The sequence below is a fragment of the Micromonospora sp. WMMD754 genome (assembly GCF_049315235.1).
Lineage (GTDB): Bacteria > Actinomycetota > Actinomycetes > Mycobacteriales > Micromonosporaceae > Micromonospora > Micromonospora sediminicola.
Map to the genome: position 1 here is coordinate 4,384,475 of NZ_CP186058.1, position 16,371 is coordinate 4,400,845.

19 protein-coding genes are annotated in these 16,371 nt (G+C 72.8%); 16 read left to right on the forward strand and 3 right to left on the reverse strand.

All coding sequences use genetic code 11. The features are described from left to right. The first annotated feature begins 110 nt into the window (after positions 1-110). From ACN27B_RS21165 to ACN27B_RS21205, 9 genes are all read left to right on the forward strand, one after another. Entirely contained in the window at positions 111-572 is a 462-nt protein-coding gene (locus ACN27B_RS21165; RefSeq protein WP_091578082.1) for a DUF948 domain-containing protein, read from the forward strand. A 31-nt stretch (positions 573-603) separates the two neighbouring features. After that, positions 604-909: a DUF6167 family protein gene (locus ACN27B_RS21170; RefSeq protein WP_091578080.1), complete on the forward strand. Its 306-nt coding sequence runs from the start codon at positions 604-606 to the stop codon at positions 907-909. Further along, complete coding sequence (gene alaS, locus ACN27B_RS21175; RefSeq protein ID WP_422741335.1) at positions 906-3,587, forward strand: alanine--tRNA ligase; 2,682 nt, start codon at positions 906-908, stop codon at positions 3,585-3,587. Before ACN27B_RS21170 ends, alaS begins: the two co-directional genes overlap by 4 nt. Next, positions 3,584-3,835 carry a hypothetical protein gene (locus ACN27B_RS21180; protein ID WP_422741336.1) on the forward strand — a complete coding sequence of 84 codons (252 nt, stop codon included), beginning with the start codon at positions 3,584-3,586 and terminating at the stop codon, positions 3,833-3,835. Before alaS ends, ACN27B_RS21180 begins: the two co-directional genes overlap by 4 nt. Beyond that, a complete protein-coding gene (ruvX, locus tag ACN27B_RS21185) occupies positions 3,832-4,293 on the forward strand; it encodes a Holliday junction resolvase RuvX (RefSeq protein ID WP_091578075.1) in 462 nt (153 codons plus the stop codon). The genes ACN27B_RS21180 and ruvX overlap by 4 nt, the downstream gene beginning before the upstream one ends. Then, complete coding sequence (gene mltG, locus ACN27B_RS21190; RefSeq protein ID WP_099161545.1) at positions 4,290-5,486, forward strand: endolytic transglycosylase MltG; 1,197 nt, start codon at positions 4,290-4,292, stop codon at positions 5,484-5,486. The genes ruvX and mltG overlap by 4 nt, the downstream gene beginning before the upstream one ends. Further along, positions 5,486-6,298, forward strand: coding sequence for a shikimate dehydrogenase (locus ACN27B_RS21195; protein ID WP_422741337.1), 813 nt, complete (start codon positions 5,486-5,488; stop codon positions 6,296-6,298). Before mltG ends, ACN27B_RS21195 begins: the two co-directional genes overlap by 1 nt. A 158-nt stretch (positions 6,299-6,456) precedes the next feature. Continuing rightward, the gene (aroC, locus tag ACN27B_RS21200; RefSeq protein ID WP_099161543.1) at positions 6,457-7,635 is read left to right on the forward strand and encodes a chorismate synthase; all 1,179 of its coding nucleotides are present in this window, start codon (positions 6,457-6,459) and stop codon (positions 7,633-7,635) included. Between the two features lie 55 nt (positions 7,636-7,690). After that, positions 7,691-8,200 (forward strand): shikimate kinase, encoded by a 510-nt coding sequence (locus ACN27B_RS21205; RefSeq protein ID WP_099161542.1) that lies wholly within the window; start codon positions 7,691-7,693, stop codon positions 8,198-8,200. Between the two features lie 515 nt (positions 8,201-8,715). Here ACN27B_RS21205 and ACN27B_RS21210 read toward each other — a convergent pair. Further along, positions 8,716-9,516: a cytochrome c oxidase assembly protein gene (locus ACN27B_RS21210; RefSeq protein WP_422741338.1), complete on the reverse strand. Its 801-nt coding sequence runs from the start codon at positions 9,514-9,516 to the stop codon at positions 8,716-8,718. Then, complete coding sequence (locus ACN27B_RS21215; protein ID WP_422741339.1) at positions 9,513-10,034, reverse strand: DUF2243 domain-containing protein; 522 nt, start codon at positions 10,032-10,034, stop codon at positions 9,513-9,515. The genes ACN27B_RS21210 and ACN27B_RS21215 overlap by 4 nt, the downstream gene beginning before the upstream one ends. 92 nt (positions 10,035-10,126) lie before the next feature. Between ACN27B_RS21215 and aroB the strand changes: the two genes are divergently transcribed. The 4 genes from aroB (at position 10,127) to nusB (ending at position 12,718) form a co-directional block, all read left to right on the forward strand. Beyond that, entirely contained in the window at positions 10,127-11,203 is a 1,077-nt protein-coding gene (gene aroB, locus ACN27B_RS21220; protein ID WP_422741340.1) for a 3-dehydroquinate synthase, read from the forward strand. Beyond that, complete coding sequence (aroQ, locus tag ACN27B_RS21225) at positions 11,200-11,640, forward strand: type II 3-dehydroquinate dehydratase (protein ID WP_099161538.1); 441 nt, start codon at positions 11,200-11,202, stop codon at positions 11,638-11,640. Before aroB ends, aroQ begins: the two co-directional genes overlap by 4 nt. Positions 11,641-11,726: 86 nt before the next feature. Further along, a complete protein-coding gene (efp, locus tag ACN27B_RS21230) occupies positions 11,727-12,284 on the forward strand; it encodes an elongation factor P (RefSeq protein WP_091578052.1) in 558 nt (185 codons plus the stop codon). Between the two features lie 23 nt (positions 12,285-12,307). Next, positions 12,308-12,718, forward strand: a complete 411-nt coding sequence (gene nusB / locus ACN27B_RS21235) for a transcription antitermination factor NusB (RefSeq protein WP_172967998.1) — start codon at positions 12,308-12,310, stop codon at positions 12,716-12,718. Between the two features lie 61 nt (positions 12,719-12,779). Here nusB and ACN27B_RS21240 read toward each other — a convergent pair whose 3' ends face one another. After that, a complete protein-coding gene (locus ACN27B_RS21240) occupies positions 12,780-13,268 on the reverse strand; it encodes a transcriptional regulator (protein WP_013285505.1) in 489 nt (162 codons plus the stop codon). A gap of 286 nt (positions 13,269-13,554) precedes the next feature. Between ACN27B_RS21240 and pyrR the strand changes: the two genes are divergently transcribed. Genes pyrR through ACN27B_RS21255 form a run of 3 tightly spaced genes read left to right on the forward strand, consistent with a single transcriptional unit; the run spans position 13,555 to position 16,336 of the window. After that, positions 13,555-14,139 carry a bifunctional pyr operon transcriptional regulator/uracil phosphoribosyltransferase PyrR gene (pyrR, locus tag ACN27B_RS21245; RefSeq protein WP_091578047.1) on the forward strand — a complete coding sequence of 195 codons (585 nt, stop codon included), beginning with the start codon at positions 13,555-13,557 and terminating at the stop codon, positions 14,137-14,139. Further along, positions 14,136-15,062 (forward strand): aspartate carbamoyltransferase catalytic subunit, encoded by a 927-nt coding sequence (locus ACN27B_RS21250; RefSeq protein ID WP_091578045.1) that lies wholly within the window; start codon positions 14,136-14,138, stop codon positions 15,060-15,062. Before pyrR ends, ACN27B_RS21250 begins: the two co-directional genes overlap by 4 nt. Then, entirely contained in the window at positions 15,059-16,336 is a 1,278-nt protein-coding gene (locus ACN27B_RS21255; RefSeq protein ID WP_099161536.1) for a dihydroorotase, read from the forward strand. The genes ACN27B_RS21250 and ACN27B_RS21255 overlap by 4 nt, the downstream gene beginning before the upstream one ends. Positions 16,337-16,371: the final 35 nt, after the last annotated feature.

Consider the following 16,371-nt stretch of genomic DNA (forward strand, 5'->3'; position numbering starts at 1 on the left):
CGCGCCCGCCCGCGCCCGGTGACCGGGTCGGCGTGGCGCGAAGTGGGTGGGGACGGTCGCGCGTCCCGGAGCCGTCCGGCCCCGGGACACTGCTTGAGGAGGACATGCGCGTGAGTGGTGGAGAGATCGCTGCGCTGATCGCGGCCGGTGCGTTCCTGATGCTGGTGCTCGTGCTGGCGGTGCCGATCCTGCGGCTGCGGCACACCGTCGACGCGACGACCCGCATGATCGGTGACCTGAACGACCGCACCGCGCCGCTGCTCGGGGACGTGAACACCACGGTGAAGAACGTCAACGTGGCGCTGGAGCAGGTGCAGACCTCGCTGGACGGGGTGAACCTCCAGCTCGCCAAGGTGGACACGATGACCACGCACGCGCAGAACGTCACCGCGAACGTGGCGAACCTGGCGACCGTGGTCTCCGCCGCCGCCGCGAACCCGCTGGTCAAGGTGGCCGCGTTCGGCTACGGCGTGCGCAAGGCCGCCTCCGCCCGCCGGCACGCCGAGACCGAGCGCGAGGTGCGCGACACCATCAAGCAGCAGCGCCGGGCCGCCAGGCGCGGCAACCGCTGACCCCGACCGGCGTACGCGGAAGGATGAGAGCATGAGGCGGTTGTTCTGGCTGGGCATCGGGCTGGCCGTGGGCGTCCTGGTGGTCCGCAAGGCCACCCGGACCGCGCAGGCGTACACCCCGGCGGGCATCGCCAGCGGACTGTCCGAGTCCGCCGGCGGGCTGGTCGAGTCGGTGCGCGCCTTCGTGGACGACGTCCGGGTCGGTATGGCCGAGCGTGAGCAGGAGATCCACGAGGCCTTCGCCCGCGGCGAGGCGTACGACGACGAGTTCGCCGAGCTGCGGGAGGACCCGCGGATCGGCGACCGAGAGATTTTCCCGGAGGAGCACCAGCGATGAAGACGGCGGAGATCAAGCGGCGGTTCCTCGCCCACTTCGAGGCGAACGGGCACGCCGTGGTGCCGTCCGCTCCGCTGCCCGCCATCAGCGACCCGAACCTGCTGTTCATCAACGCGGGCATGGTGCAGTTCGTGCCCTACTTCCTGGGACAGCAGAGCCCGCCGTACGCGCGGGCGACGAGCGTGCAGAAGTGCATCCGGACGCCGGACATCGACGAGGTCGGCAAGACCAGCCGGCACGGCACGTTCTTCCAGATGAACGGCAACTTCTCCTTCGGTGACTACTTCAAGGACGGGGCGATCCCGCTCGCCTGGGACCTGGCCACCACGTCGGTCGAGGCGGGCGGCTTCGGGCTGGACCCGGAGCGGATCTGGGCGACGGTCTACCTGGACGACGACGAGGCGTACGACATCTGGCGGGCCACCGGCGTGCCCACCGAGCGGATCGTGCGCCGGGGCAAGGCCGACAACTTCTGGTCGATGGGCATCCCCGGCCCGTGCGGCCCGTGCTCGGAGCTCTACTACGACCGCGGCCCGGAGTACGGCCGGGAGGGCGGTCCGGAGGTCGACGAGGACCGCTACCTGGAGTTCTGGAACCTCGTCTTCATGCAGTTCGAGCGCGGCCCGGGCGTCGGCAAGGAGGACTTCCCGATCCTCGGCGACCTGCCGGCGCGCAACATCGACACCGGCATGGGCCTGGAGCGGATGGCCTCGCTGCTGCAGGGCGTGGACAACCTCTACGAGATCGACGAGGTCAAGCCGATCCTGGACCGGGCGGCTGAGCTGACCGGCAAGCGCTACGGCGTGCACTCGGGTCACGCGGCCAACCAGTCGCACCCGGACGACGTGCGGCTGCGGGTGGTCGCCGACCACGTGCGCACCGCGCTGATGCTGATCGGCGACGGCGTGACCCCGTCGAACGAGGGCCGTGGCTACGTGCTGCGGCGGATCATGCGCCGGGCGATCCGGGCGGTGCGGCTGCTGGGTTACCAGGACCGGGCCCTGCCGGAGCTGCTGCCGGTGGCGCGGGACTGCATGGCCCCGTCGTACCCGGAGCTGGCCGAGGAGTTCGGCCGGATCTCCCAGTACGCGTACGCCGAGGAGGACGCGTTCCTCGCCACGCTGCGCGCCGGCACCACGATCCTGGACACCGCGATCGCGGAGACCAAGTCGGCGGGCAAGCCGGCGCTCTCCGGTGACAAGGCGTTCCAGCTGCACGACACGTACGGCTTCCCGATCGACCTGACCCTGGAGATCGCGGCCGAGCAGGGCCTGCAGGTCGACGCGGACGGCTTCCGTCGGCTGATGGCCGACCAGCGCAGCCGGGCCAAGGCCGACGCGCAGGCCCGCAAGACCGGGCACACCGACGTGTCGGCGTACCGGTCGGTGCTCGACGGCGGCGGCCCGGTGGAGTTCACCGGCTACACCGAGCTGAACCGCGAGTCCCGGGTGCGCGCGCTGCTGTCCGGCGGCGCCGCGGTGTCCGCCGCGGTCGAGGGCGACACGGTCGAGCTGGTGCTCGACACCACCCCGTTCTACGCCGAGGGCGGCGGGCAGCAGCCCGACCAGGGCCTGATCACGGTCGGCGGCGGCCAGGTCGAGGTCTTCGACGTGCAGCAGCCGGTGCCCGGCCTGATCGTGCACCGGGCCCGGGTGGTGCGCGGCGAGGTCCGCACCGGCGAGACCGGGTACGCCGAGATCGACGTGTCGCGACGACGGGCGATCTCCCGCTCGCACACCGCGACGCACCTGGTGCACCAGACGATGCGCAACTTCCTCGGCGAGTCGGCGACCCAGGCGGGTTCGCTGAACGCGCCGGGCCGGCTGCGGTTCGACTTCAACACCCCGACGGGTGTGGCGCCGAGCGTGCTGCACGATGTCGAGCAGCAGGTCAACGAGGTGCTGCTGGCCGACCTGGAGGTGCACGCGTTCGTCACCAGCCAGGAGGAGGCCCGCCGGATCGGCGCGATGGCCCTGTTCGGCGAGAAGTACGGCGAGCGGGTCCGGGTCGTCGAGGTCGGCGACTACGCCCGGGAGCTGTGCGGCGGCACGCACGTGGCCCGCTCGGCCCAGCTCGGCCTGGTCAAGATCCTCTCCGAGGCGTCGGTCGGTTCCGGCGTACGCCGGATCGAGGCGCTGGTCGGCATGGACGCGTTCGGCTTCCTGGCCCGCGAGCACCTGCTGGTGTCCCGGCTGGCCGAGCTGTTCCGGGTGCCGGGGGAGCAGGTCGCCGACCGGGTGGAGCAGACCGTCACCCAGCTGCGCGACGCGGAGAAGGAGCTGGAGAAGCTCCGCGCCCAGCTCGTGCTCGGCGGCGCCGGCGCGCTCGCGGCGCAGGCCAAGGACGTGCGCGGGGTCGCGTACGTGGGCACCGAGGCGCCCGAGGGCGCGGCGGCCAACGACGTGCGGACCCTGGCCCAGGAGATCCGGGGCCGGATCGACGCGGCCCGCCCGGCGGTGGTCGCGGTGGCGGCCCGGGCGAACGGCAAGGCGTCGCTGGTGGTGGCCGTCAACCAGGCCGCCCGGGGGCGGGGCCTGAGCGCCAAGGAACTGGTCAAGGCGGCGTTCTCCGGGCGCGGCGGCGGCAGCGACGACCTGGCCCAGGGCGGCGGACTGCCCGCCACGGAGGCGCCGAACCTGCTGGTCACGGTGGAGAAGGCGGTCGCGGACGCGGCATGAGCGAACGCACCGAGCGGAGCGAGGGCCGTGAGGGCATGCCCGGCTGGCACGGCATGAGCGAACGCACCGAGCGGAGCGAGGGCCGTGAGGGCATGCCCAGCTGGCACGGCATGAGCGAACGCACCGAGCGAAGCGAGGGCCGTGAGGGCATGCCAAGCTGGCACGGCATGAGCGCGCTGATCGACGCCAGGGCGGACCTCCCGGTCCGCCCTGGCCCGTACCGGCTTCGGAGGTGTGGCGGCCGATGACCGAGTTCGCCCGGGGCGTCCGGCTGGGTGTGGACGTCGGCCAGGTCCGGGTCGGCGTGGCCCGCAGCGACCCGCACGGCATCCTCGCCACCCCGCTGGTCACCCTGGCCCGCGACCTGAGCGCCGAGCCGGACGCGGTGCCCGCCGACATGGCCGAGCTGGTCCGGCTGGCCGCCGAGCACGAGGCGGTCGGGATCGTCGTCGGGCTGCCGGTCAACCTCGCCGGAAAGCACGGCCCGGCGGCGGCGAACGTCTCGGCCTACGCCACCCGTTTGGCCGATGTAATGGGGTCGATTCCGGTGACGCTGACGGACGAGAGGATGTCGACCGTCGTCGCGAGTCGTAGGCTGGCCGAACGGGGCGTCCGGGGAAAGCGCCAACGGGCGGTGGTCGACCAGGCCGCCGCGGTGGAGATTCTGCAGAGCTGGCTGGACGCACAGCGGAGGCGGACGCAATGATCGACGACCTTGACCTGGGATTCGACGAGACGGAGAGGGGGGAGAAGGGCCGGCACCGGCGCGGCGCGGTGCGCCGGCGGCAGGGCAAGTCCGGCGGCGGCCGGGGCAAGACCCTCCTCGCCCTCGCGCTCGCGCTGATCCTGCTCGGCGGCATCGGCGGCGGCGCGTTCTACGGTTTCGACCGGGTGCAGAACTACTTCGTCACCCCCGACTACGACGGCTCCGGCACCGGCGAGGCGATCGTCGAGATCAAGCAGGGCGCGCTGATCGCCGACATGGGCGACGCGCTGGTCGCCGCCGACGTGGTGAAGAGCACCAAGGCGTTCATCGAGGCCGCCGAGGAGAACTCGCGCAGCAAGAACATCCAGCCCGGCACGTACAAGCTGCGCAAGCAGATGAGCGGTGACGCGGCGGTCGCGGCCATGCTCGACCTGAAGAACAGGGTCGTCAACGGGCTCACCATCCCGGAGGGGCTGACCGCGAAGACGGTCTTCAAGCGGCTCTCCGAGAAGACGGACATCCCGGTCAAGGACTTTGAGACGGCGGCGAAGGATCCGATCGCGCTCGGCGTGCCGGACTGGTGGTTCGAACGCTCCGACGGCAAGAAGATCAAGCCCTCGATCGAGGGATTCCTCTTCCCGGACACCTACGAGATCCCGCCGAAGGCCACCGCCGAGACGGTGCTCAAGCTGATGGTGGACAACTTCCTCACCGTCACGGGCGAGATGCAGTACGCCGACAAGGTGAAGTCGGACCGCCGTATCGCGCCCTACGAGGCGTTGATCGTCGCGTCGCTGGCTCAGGCGGAGGCGGGCAACAAGGACGACCTGGGCAAGGTCGCCCGGGTCGCCTACAACCGGGTCTACGGCGACTTCCCGTGCAACTGCCTGGAGATGGACGTCACGGTCAACTACTACCTGGAGCTGACCGGGCAGCGGACCAAGACCTCCAAGCAGATGACCGAGTCCGAGCTGAACAACCCGAAGAACCCGTACAACCGCAAGCTGGCCGGTCTGGTCCCCACGCCGATCAACAACCCGGGCAAGCAGGCCCTGGAAGGCGCGCTGGACCCGCCGCCGGGCAAGTGGCTCTTCTTCGTGGCGATCGACAAGGAGGGACACTCCGCCTTCGCGGAGACACCCGAACAGCACGAGCAGAACAAGGCCAAGGCCCGGGAGGCCGGGATCATCTGATGGCGGCCCCCCACCGTGCGGCGGTGGTCGGCAAGCCGATCGCCCACTCGCTCTCCCCGGCGATCCACACCGCCGGGTACGCGGCGACCGGGTTGACCGGCTGGTCGTACACGAAGATCGAAGCCGGCGCGGACGAGCTGCCCGGCCTGGTCGCGGGCCTCGGCCCGGAGTGGGCCGGGCTGTCGGTGACCATGCCGGGCAAGGAGGCGGCGCTCGCGCTGGCCGACGAGGTCTCGCCGGTCGCCGCCGCCGTCGGCGCCGCCAACACGCTGGTACGCCGACCCGACGGCACCTGGTACGCGGACAACACCGACGTGACCGGCATGGTCGAGGTGCTCACCGGCGCCGGCTGCGTGGCCGGGGCGGTGGTCACCGTGCTCGGCGCCGGCGGCACCGCCCGGGCGGCGATCGCGGCGGCGGCCCGGATCGGCGCGGCCGAGGTGACGGTGGTGGCCCGCCGGCCCGAGGCGGTGGACGAGCTGCGCCCGGTGGCGGCGGCGGTCGGCGTGCCGCTGGCCGGCGCGGAGTGGGACGGCGCGCCCGCGCACGCCCGGGCCGACCTGGTGATCTCCACCGTGCCGAAGGGTGTCGCCGACCCGCTCGCGGACAACTTCGACTGGCGGCCGGAGTCGGTCTTCTTCGACGTGGTCTACGACCCGTGGCCGACGCCGCTCGCCGCCACCGCGCTGGCCTCCGGCTGCCGGGTGGTCTCCGGGCTGGACCTGCTGCTGGCCCAGGCGGTGGGGCAGTTCGAACACTTCACCGGCGTCGCCGCGCCGCGCGCCGCGATGCGCGCCGCGCTTGCGGTTTAAGGAAGGGCCCCTTCTTAACGCCTCCGGTAGAGGAAGGGCCCCCTGTTAACACCACCGCCGTCTGCTGGGAGATCAGCGCGCGGAGGTGGCCTGTCCGGTGGGCGGGACGCGGCGACCGCCGTACGGCGGCGACCACCGGGCGTGACACACTGACCGCTGTGTTGCGCTGGCTGACTGCAGGTGAATCGCACGGACCCGCCCTCGTCGCGATGCTGGAGGGCGTACCCGCCGGCATCGAGGTGACCACCGGGGAGATCTCCGGCGAACTGGCCCGGCGTCGGCTCGGCTACGGCCGGGGCGCCCGGATGTCGTTCGAGCAGGACGAGGTCGAGATCATTGGCGGGCTCCGGCACGGCGTGACGCTGGGCAGCCCGGTGGCGATCCGGGTGGGCAACTCCGAGTGGCCGAAGTGGCGCACCGTGATGGCCGCCGATCCGGTCGACCCGGACGAACTGGCGAGTCAGGCGCGCAACGCGCCGCTGACCCGTCCCCGTCCGGGCCACGCGGACCTCGCCGGCATGCAGAAGTACGGGCACACCGACGCCCGGCCGATCCTGGAGCGCGCCAGCGCCCGGGAGACCGCCGCCCGGGTCGCCGTCGGCACGGTCGCCAAGGCGCTGGTCCGGCAAGCGCTCGGCGTCGAGATCGTCTCGCACGTGGTGGAGTTGGGTCCGGTGGCGGTGAAGCCCGGCCTGCGGCCCACGCCGGAGGACGCGGCGCGGATCGACGCCGACCCGCTGCGCTGCCTCGACGCCGAGGCCAGCGCCCGGATGGTCGCCGAGGTCGACGCCGCGAAGAAGGCCGCCGACACGCTCGGCGGCGTGGTCGAGGTGCTCGCGTACGGGGTGCCGCCGGGCCTGGGCAGCCACGTGCAGTGGGACCGCAAGCTCGACGCCCGCCTGGCCACCGCGCTGATGTCGATCCAGGCGATCAAGGGCGTGGAGATCGGTGACGGGTGGCAGCAGGCCCGCTCCCGCGGCTCCGAGGCGCACGACGAGATCATGCCGACGGCGACCGGGGTGCGTCGGGTGACCGACCGGGCCGGCGGCCTGGAGGGCGGCATCACCACCGGCGAGCCGCTGCGGGTGAAGGCGGCGATGAAGCCGATCTCGTCGCTGAACCGGGCCCTGGCGACGATCGACGTGACCACCGGCGAGCCGGCCACCGCGATCAACCAGCGCTCCGACGTGTGCGCGGTGCCGGCGGCGGCGGTGGTCGCCGAGGCCATGGTCGCCCTGGTGCTGGCCGAGGCGGCGGTGGAGAAGTTCGGCGGCGACTCGATCGCCGAGATGCGCCGCAACCTGGCCAGCTACCTCGACAGCCTGGTGGTTCGGTGAGCGCGAGGAACGCAGCGCAGCGGAGTCCCGCAGTCGCGAACGGAAGGTGGCACCGGTGAGCAGCCGACCGGTCTGCGTGCTGGTCGGGGCGCCGGGCTCCGGCAAGACCACGGTGGGGACCGCGCTCGCCGCCGCCCTCGGCGTCGACTTCCGGGACACCGACACCGACATCGAGCGGCAGGCCGGCAAGCCGATCCCGGAGATCTTCGTCGACGAGGGTGAGGACCACTTCCGCGCGTTGGAGCGGGCCGCGGTGGCGGCGGCGCTGGCCTCGCACGCCGGCGTGCTCGCGCTCGGCGGCGGCGCGGTCCTGGCCGAGGAGAACCGGGCCGCGCTGATCGGCCACACCGTGGTGCACCTGTCGGTGGAGCTGCCCGACGCGATCCGGCGGGTCGGGTTGGGCGCGGGCCGGCCGCTGCTGGCGCTGAACCCGCGCGCCACCCTCAAGCACCTGCTGGACCAGCGCCGCCCGCTCTACGCCGAGGTGGCGACCGCGACGGTGGTCACCGACGGGCGTGCCCCGGAGGAGTTGGCCACCGAGATCGCCGCGCTGCTCAAGCCCTGACCACGGCCCGCCCTCGGCCCGGCCCTGCCCTGGCCGGCGCGCGGTCGGGCAAGTCCGGCCGCATCGTGACACCCATGGTGTTCCACTCGGTGCCGTTGGCGCCGGTGGGTGGAACGCTATGGGTGTCTGCGGAGGGTTGAGGCACCCATGATGTTCCACTCGGTGTCGTCGACGCTGGTGGGTGGAACGCTATGGGTGTGCGGGCGGGTCGGGTGCCGGTGGTGGGAGTCACCGGCCAACCACGCGGTCAGCGTGCGGCCCGACGCCGGCTCGCGGGGCGAACTGGCCCGGACTGCTGCGGCCGTCCGCGCGCCGCGTGGTGAGGTGCGGCAGAATAGCGAGCAGCCTGCACGGCGTGTGCGGCAGAAGCCGCGAGCAGTTCGCACGGCGTGTGCGGCAGAAGCCGCGAGCAGTTCGCACGGCGTGTGCGGCAGAAGCCGCGAGCAGTCCGCACGGCGTGTGCGGCAGAGCTGCGAGCATCCCGCGCCGCGCGGTCTGTGGTGCGTTCGCGCTGGTCACGCCCGGGCCGGCGCGGGCCCGGTGGATGAGCGGTCGGCCGGACGGCGGGCCGGGCGCTCCGGACGCCAGGTGGCGAGCAGGGCGAGCGCGAGGGCGATCTCGGCCAGGTCGCCGAGGTAGTACATCAGGGTGGCGCCGGCGCGCAGCTCGGCGGCGCCGGCCGGCACGTCGACGAGGATGCCGGCGTAGAGCAGTTGGGCGATCGTGGCGTGCGCGGCGACGCCGACGCCGAGCACCACGAGCCGGACCGGCACCCGGGGGCGGTGCGGGCCGGGGTCCGGCCCGGCGATCGACCAGGCGAAGAGGCAACCGCTGAGCAGGAAGTGGGCCTGCACCAGCGTGTGCAGGGCGGGGTTGTCCAGCGTGGCCCGGTAGAGCGGGGTCAGGTAGAGCAGCCACAGCCCGCCGGCGGTGAGCAGCAGACCGGTCGCCGGGTGGCCGAGCACCCGCGCCACCGGGTGCCGGAGCACGTGGACCAGCCGGCGACCGGCGCGCCGGTCCAGGGTCCGCAGCACCAGCGTGACCGGCGCGCCGAGGACCAGGGCCAGCGGCGCGAGCATGCCGATCAGCAGGTGCTGCCACATGTGCCCGACGAAGTCGTCGGCCGGCCGGAGCAGCCCGACGGCCACCAGTAGCGTCCCCAGCCCGAAGCTCGCGGTCCGCCCGTGTGCCCAGCCCGGCCCGTCGGGGTCGCGCAGCCGTAGCGCGGCGGCCAGGTAGGCCCAGAACAGGACCGCCGGGAGCAGCGCGGTCGCCGGGAACCCGTCGGCGGCGTGCCCGGCGTGGGCGAGGGTCACCGACGCTCCGGCGCGCAGGGGTCCACCCCGTCGGCCCGCCGCTGGATCGCCCAGCCCACCGCGATCAGGACCAGGCCGAGGGCGAGGAAGCCCAGGTCCCACCAGGTCTGGTGCGGGCCGGTGCGGACGTGGTGGATGCCGAGCAGGTGGTGGTCGACGATCCCCTCGACCAGGTTGAACAGTCCCCAGCCGACCAGGACCCAGCCCCAGAGCATCGGCGAGCGCCAGAGCCGGCCCCGGGAGTGGGTGACCCGGGCGTAGAGCAGGGCCAGCCCGGTCAGCACCGCCACCCAGGTGACCACGTGGAACAGGCCGTCCCACACCGTGTTCATCTGCAGCCCCGGCACGGTGTCGACCGGGTAGTCCCTGATCCCCACGTGGTCGGCGTTGGTGCTGCTGAGCATGTGGTGCCACTGGAAGACCTGGTGCAGGAGGATGCCGTCGACGAAGCCGCCCAGCCCGATGCCGAGGATCGTGGCGGGGAGCCGGATGCTCGTGCGCTGCGTGCTCTCGCTCATCCGGCCGCCCTACCCGGGGCGCGCGCGGACAAACGCCCCACGGAGTGGACAGTCGCCGCGCCGGGGCCGGGCGCTGGACTAGGCTGCCGGCGATGGACGAGGTGACCCGGATCCCGGTCGGCGGCGAACGGCCGTACGACGTGCTGGTGGGACGCGACCTGCTCGACCCGCCGCCCCGGCTGCTGCCCGGCGCGGAGCGGGTGGCCGTCCTGTACGCGCCGCCGCTGAAGGCGCTGGCCGAACGGCTCGCCGAGCGGGTCCGCGCCGACGGCGTGGCGCCGCTGCTGGTGGAGGTGCCCGACGCCGAGGCGGGCAAGCACGTCGACGTGGCCGCCGGCTGCTGGGACCGGCTCGGCGCGGCGGGCTTCACCCGTACCGACGCGGTGGTCGGGGTGGGCGGCGGCGCGGTCACCGACCTGGCCGGCTTCGTCGCGGCCAGCTGGCTGCGCGGCGTGCGCTGGGTGCCGGTGGCGACGTCGCTGCTCGGCATGGTCGACGCCGCGGTCGGCGGCAAGACCGGGATCAACACGGCGGCCGGCAAGAACCTGGTCGGCGCGTTCCACCCGCCGGTCGGCGTGCTCTGCGACCTGGCGACGCTGGACAGCCTGCCCCCGGCCGACCTGGCCGCCGGCCTGGCCGAGGTGGTCAAGTGCGGGTTCATCGCCGACCCGGTGATCCTCGACCTGGTGGAGCGGAACCCGGCCGCCGCGCTGGACCCGACCGGCCCGGTGCTGCGTGAGCTGGTCGAGCGCGCGGTGCGGGTCAAGGCCGACGTGGTCGGCGGTGACCTGCGCGAGTCCGGGGTACGCGAGGTGCTCAACTACGGGCACACCCTCGCCCACGCGATCGAGAAGGTCGAGGGCTACCGCTGGCGGCACGGGCACGCGGTCGCGGTCGGGCTGGTCTACGCGGCCACCCTCGCGCGACTCGCCGGCCGGCTCGACGAGGCGACCGCGCGCCGGCACCGTGACGTGCTGGCGGCGCTCGACCTGCCCACCGGCTACCGGGCCGACGCCTGGCCGGAGCTGCTCGCCGCGATGCGGGTGGACAAGAAGGCCCGGGGCAGCCGGCTGCGCTTCGTGGTGCTGGACGGGCTCGCCCGCCCGGCGATCCTGGAGGCGCCGTCGGACGAGCTGCTCGCCGAGGCGTACCGGGAGATCAGCTCGTGAGGGTCTACGTGCTCAACGGGCCGAACCTGGGCCGGCTCGGCACCCGCCAGGTCGACGTCTACGGCGTGACCAGCTACGCCGACCTGGTGGCCGACTGCGAGCGGACCGGGCGTGAGCTGGGCCTGGACGTGGTGGTGCGGCAGACCGACGCCGAGCACGAGCTGCTGGGCTGGCTGCACGAGGCGGCCGACGAGGAGGCGGCGGTGGTGCTCAACCCGGCCGCCTGGTCGCACTACTCGATCGCGGTCCGCGACGCCTGTGCCCTGCTGCGCGGCCCCCTGGTGGAGGTGCACATCTCCAACATCCACGCCCGCGAGGAGTTCCGGCACCACTCGGTGGTCTCCGCCGTGGCCACCGGGGTGATCTGCGGCCTGGGCGTGGACGGCTACCGGCTGGCCCTGCACCACCTGGCGCTCCGGCTCGGTGCCGGCGCCTGACGCTGCGTCACCTGGGGCCGGGGTCCGATTCGACACAGCTAGTAGACTTGGTGGGTCTGTCCGCCAATTGATGATCAAGGCAGGAAATGGCCACCACCAACGACCTGAAGAACGGCCTGGTACTCAACCTGGACGGCGAGCTGTGGGCCGTCGTCGAGTTCCAGCACGTCAAGCCCGGTAAGGGTGGTGCCTTCGTGCGCACCACGCTGAAGAACGTGCTGTCCGGCAAGGTGGTCGACAAGACCTTCAACGCGGGCACCAAGGTCGAGACGGCGACCGTGGACAAGCGCACCATGCAGTACCTGTACGCCGACGGCGAGGACTACGTCTTCATGGATCTGGAGACGTTCGACCAGATCACCGTCATGGGCGGCGTCGTCGGCGAGGCCGCCAACTACCTCCTCCCGGAGGCCGAGGCGACCGTCGCCACCCACGAGGGCGTCCCGCTCTACATCGAGCTGCCGACCTCGGTCGTGCTCGAGGTCACCTACACCGAGCCCGGCCTGCAGGGCGACCGGTCGACCGGCGGCAACAAGCCGGCCACCGTCGAGACGGGCGCCACGGTCCAGGTTCCGCTGTTCATCACCACCGGTGAGAAGATCAAGGTCGACACCCGCGACGGCCGTTACCTCGGCCGAGCCTGATGGCCGAGGGTCCGAAGCAGCAGATGCCGGCGCGCCGCAAGGCGCGCAAGCGGGCGCTGGACGTGCTCTTCGAGGCCGACCTGCGCGACCGGCCCCCGGTCGAGGTCCTGGCCGGCTACCTGGAGCGGATCGAGCAGCCCCGCCCCGACCACCTCGGCTACGCGGTCGGGCTGGTCGAGGGCGTCGCGGCGCACCTCGACCGGATCGACGAGACGATCGCCAGCTACGCCGAGGGGTGGACGATCGACCGGATGCCGGTGGTCGACCGCAACCTGGCCCGGATCGCCGTCTACGAGCTGCTCTACGTCGACGAGATCGACGACGCGGTGGCGATCAGCGAGGCCGTCGAGCTGGCCCGGCAGATGTCGACCGACGACTCGCCCCGGTTCCTCAACGGCATCCTCGGCCGGATCGCCGAGTACGCCACGCGCTGACGCGCCGCGACGACGAAGGGCCCGTGCCGGATGGCACGGGCCCTTTCGACGTACGGGTGGGTCAGGAGGCGAAGAACGCCCGCGGGTCGGCGACCAGCACACCGTGCTCGGTCAGCCGCTCGATCAGACCCGACGGCGAGGCGTCGTAGACGATGGCGAGGGCGCGCAGGTCGTCGGCGCGGATGGAGAGCACCCGGCCGTTGTAGTCACCGCGCTGCTGCTGGATGGCGCGGGCGTACCGGGCGACGTACGCGAGGTCCTCGGAGGCCTCGTCGTAGAGCCGCTCCAGGTCCAGCACGATCTTGCTGGTGGGCTCGTGACGCACCCCACTGCCGTCGGGCAGCAGCTCCGAGACGGGAACGCGGTAGAAGTCGGCCAGCTCCGCCAGGCGGGACACGGTGACGGCCCGGTCGCCGCGCTCGTACGAGCCGACCACCACGGCCTTCCACCGCCCGTTCGACTTCTCCTCCACACCCTGCAGGGACAGGCCCTGCTGCTGGCGGATGGAGCGCAGGCGGGCGCCCAGCGACTTGGCGTATTCAGAGGGCATTCGGACACTCCCAGTGCTGCTCGGGGTTCTCCCAGCTATCGCTACGGAGCGTGACGGTACGGGGATTGCGACACGTGGTCAAGTGTTGCTCTCCACCGGGTCCGGGGGGCCGGTCTGGCTTGTCCGCATTTCTCCGGGCTGACCAGCAGGTCAGGACCGGCGACGGGGGGTCCGGTGACCGCTGGTAACGTGGCGTGAAGCCCCGGTCCGGGCCCTCGCGGTTCCGCCGGAGTCGATCAGACGTCCTTTAACGACCCGTCCCGTGAGGCGGGGAAGGAGGTCCGCCGTGGCCTACCCACCGGCTGCCCAACCGTCGCCGCCGCGACAACCCTCGGTGAAGGTGATCCTCGCCGCCGCCGACGTCTCGCGGGTGGTCGACCGCATCGCCCACCAGATCCTGGAGAAGACCCAGGGCGCCGCCGACACCGTGCTGCTCGGCATCCCCACCCGGGGCGTGCCCCTGGCCAGGCGGCTCGCCGCCCGGATCAGCACCTTCGAGGACGTGACCGTCCCGGTCGGCGTGCTCGACATCACCCTCTACCGCGACGACCTGCGCCGGCACGCCACCCGCGCGGTCGGCCCGACCGACCTGCCGCCCGGCGGGATCGACGGCAAGCGGGTCGTCCTCGTCGACGACGTGCTCTTCTCCGGCCGCACCGTGCGGGCGGCGCTGGACGCGCTCAGCGACGTCGGCCGCCCGGCCTCCGTCCAGCTCGCCGTCCTGGTCGATCGCGGTCACCGCCAGCTGCCGATCCGCGCCGACTACGTGGGCAAGAACATCCCCACCGCGCTGGCCGAGAACGTCAAGGTCACCCTCGCCGAGACCGACGGCACCGACGAGGTCAAGTTGTACGGGGGGTCACCCGCATGATCCGTCACCTGCTCTCCGGCGCCGACCTGGACGCCGACACCGCCACCCTGGTCCTGGACACCGCGGCCGAGATGGCCACCGTGGCCGGCCGCGAGGTCAAGAAGCTGCCCGCGCTGCGCGGACGCACCGTGGTCAACCTCTTCTACGAGGACTCCACCCGGACCCGGATCTCGTTCGAGGCGGCCGCCAAGCGGCTCAGCGCCGACGTGATCAACTTCTCCGCCAAGGGGTCCAGCGTGGCCAAGGGGGAGAGCCTCAAGGACACCGCGCTGACCCTGCAGGCGATGGGCGCCGACGCGGTGGTCGTCCGGCACCCCGCCTCCGGCGCGCCGCACCGGCTGGCCGACTGGGTGGACGGGTCGGTGGTCAACGCCGGCGACGGCACCCACGAGCACCCCACCCAGGCGCTGCTCGACGCGTACACGATGCGGTCCCGGCTGGGCCGGCTCGCCGGCCTGCACGTGGCGATCGTCGGCGACGTGCTGCACTCCCGGGTGGCCCGCTCGAACGTGCTGCTGCTCAGCACGCTGGGCGCCAAGGTCACCCTGGTCGGTCCGCCGACGCTCATCCCGCGCGACATCTCCCCGGCGCTCGCCCCCGGCACCGACGTCTCCTACGACCTCGACACCGTTCTTCCCGGTGTGGACGTGGTGATGATGCTGCGGGTGCAGCGGGAGCGGATGAGCGACTCCTACTTCCCCTCGGCCCGGGAGTACGCCCGCCGCTACGGGCTCGACGGGCCGCGCATGCGCCGGCTGCCCGAGCACGCGATCGTCATGCACCCCGGCCCGATGAACCGGGGGATGGAGATCACGCCCGAGGTCGCCGACTCGTCCCGCTCCACCATCGTCGAACAGGTCGCCAACGGGGTCTCCGTGCGGATGGCCGTCCTCTACCTGCTGCTCGGAGGGAACAACCGGTGACCGCGTACCTCATCAGGAACGTCCGTGTGCTCGACGGCGAGCCGACCGACCTGCTCATCCGCGACGGTGTGGTGGCCGAGGCCGGCGCCGGCCTGACCGCCGGCGACGCCACGGTGCTCGACGCGACCGGCCTGGTCGCGCTGCCGGGCCTGGTCGATCTGCACACCCACCTGCGTGAACCCGGCCGGGAGGACGCCGAGACGGTCGAGTCCGGGTCCCGGGCGGCGGCGCTCGGCGGCTACACGGCGGTCTGCGCGATGGCGAACACGTCGCCGGTCGCCGACACCGCCGGCGTGGTCGAGCAGGTCTGGCGCCTCGGCCGGGAGGCCGGTCTGGTCGACGTGCAGCCGATCGGCGCGGTGACCGTCGGGCTGGCCGGGGAGCGCCTGGCCGAGCTGGGCGCGATGGCCGACTCCGCGGCCCGGGTGCGGATCTTCTCCGACGACGGGCACTGCGTGGCCGACCCGCGGCTGATGCGCCGGGCGCTGGAATACGTCAAGGCGTTCGACGGGGTGATCGCCCAGCACGCCGAGGAGCCCCGGCTCACCGAGGGCGCGCAGATGCACGAGGGCGAGGTGTCCACCCGGCTCGGGCTGACCGGCTGGCCGGCCGTCGCCGAGGAGGCGATCATCGCCCGGGACGTGCTGCTGGCCGAGCACGTCGGCAGCCGACTGCACGTCTGCCACGTGTCCACCGCCGGCAGCGTCGAGGTGCTGCGGCAGGCCAAGGCGCGCGGGGTGCGGGTGACCGCCGAGGTGACGCCGCATCACCTGCTGCTGACCGACGAGCGGGCCGAGACGTACGACCCGGTCTTCAAGGTCAACCCGCCGCTGCGCACCGCCGCCGACGTCGCCGCGCTGCGGGCCGCGCTGGCCGAGGGCGTGATCGACATCATCGCCACCGACCACGCGCCGCACGCCGTGGAGGACAAGGAGTGCGAGTGGGCGTACGCCCGGCCGGGCATGCTCGGCCTGGAGACGGCGCTCTCCATCGCGCTCGACGTGTTCGGTCCGCGGTGGGACCTGATCGCCGAGCGGATGTCCCGGGCGCCGGCCCGGATCGCCGGCCTGGCCGGGCAGGGCGTCGACCCCGCGCCCGGCGTGCCGGCCAACCTGACCCTGGTGGACCCGGCCGCCCGGCGCGTCATCGAGCCGGCGGAGCTGGCCAGTCGCAGTCGCAACACCCCGTACGCCCGCATGACGCTGCCGGGTCGCATCGTGGCGACCTTCCTGCGCGGCGAGCCGACGGTCCTGGACGGAAAGGCAGTCAAGTGAGCGCAGCGAAGCGGAGTCCCGCAGTCGGGAACGAA

What these genes read in the sequence shown, in the direction of transcription:
- efp (WP_091578052.1), top strand. Translation starts at nt 11,727, where the DNA reads ATGGCCACCACCAACGACCTGAAGAACGGCCTGGTACTCAACCTGGAC.
- nusB (WP_172967998.1), top strand. Translation starts at nt 12,308, where the DNA reads ATGCCGGCGCGCCGCAAGGCGCGCAAGCGGGCGCTGGACGTGCTCTTC.
- alaS (WP_422741335.1), top strand. Translation starts at nt 906, where the DNA reads ATGAAGACGGCGGAGATCAAGCGGCGGTTCCTCGCCCACTTCGAGGCG.
- mltG (WP_099161545.1), top strand. Translation starts at nt 4,290, where the DNA reads ATGATCGACGACCTTGACCTGGGATTCGACGAGACGGAGAGGGGGGAG.
- ACN27B_RS21195 (WP_422741337.1), top strand. Translation starts at nt 5,486, where the DNA reads ATGGCGGCCCCCCACCGTGCGGCGGTGGTCGGCAAGCCGATCGCCCAC.
- ruvX (WP_091578075.1), top strand. Translation starts at nt 3,832, where the DNA reads ATGACCGAGTTCGCCCGGGGCGTCCGGCTGGGTGTGGACGTCGGCCAG.
- ACN27B_RS21240 (WP_013285505.1), bottom strand. Translation starts at nt 13,268, where the DNA reads ATGCCCTCTGAATACGCCAAGTCGCTGGGCGCCCGCCTGCGCTCCATC.
- ACN27B_RS21250 (WP_091578045.1), top strand. Translation starts at nt 14,136, where the DNA reads ATGATCCGTCACCTGCTCTCCGGCGCCGACCTGGACGCCGACACCGCC.
- aroB (WP_422741340.1), top strand. Translation starts at nt 10,127, where the DNA reads ATGGACGAGGTGACCCGGATCCCGGTCGGCGGCGAACGGCCGTACGAC.
- ACN27B_RS21180 (WP_422741336.1), top strand. Translation starts at nt 3,584, where the DNA reads ATGAGCGAACGCACCGAGCGGAGCGAGGGCCGTGAGGGCATGCCCGGC.
- ACN27B_RS21170 (WP_091578080.1), top strand. Translation starts at nt 604, where the DNA reads ATGAGGCGGTTGTTCTGGCTGGGCATCGGGCTGGCCGTGGGCGTCCTG.
- ACN27B_RS21215 (WP_422741339.1), bottom strand. Translation starts at nt 10,034, where the DNA reads ATGAGCGAGAGCACGCAGCGCACGAGCATCCGGCTCCCCGCCACGATC.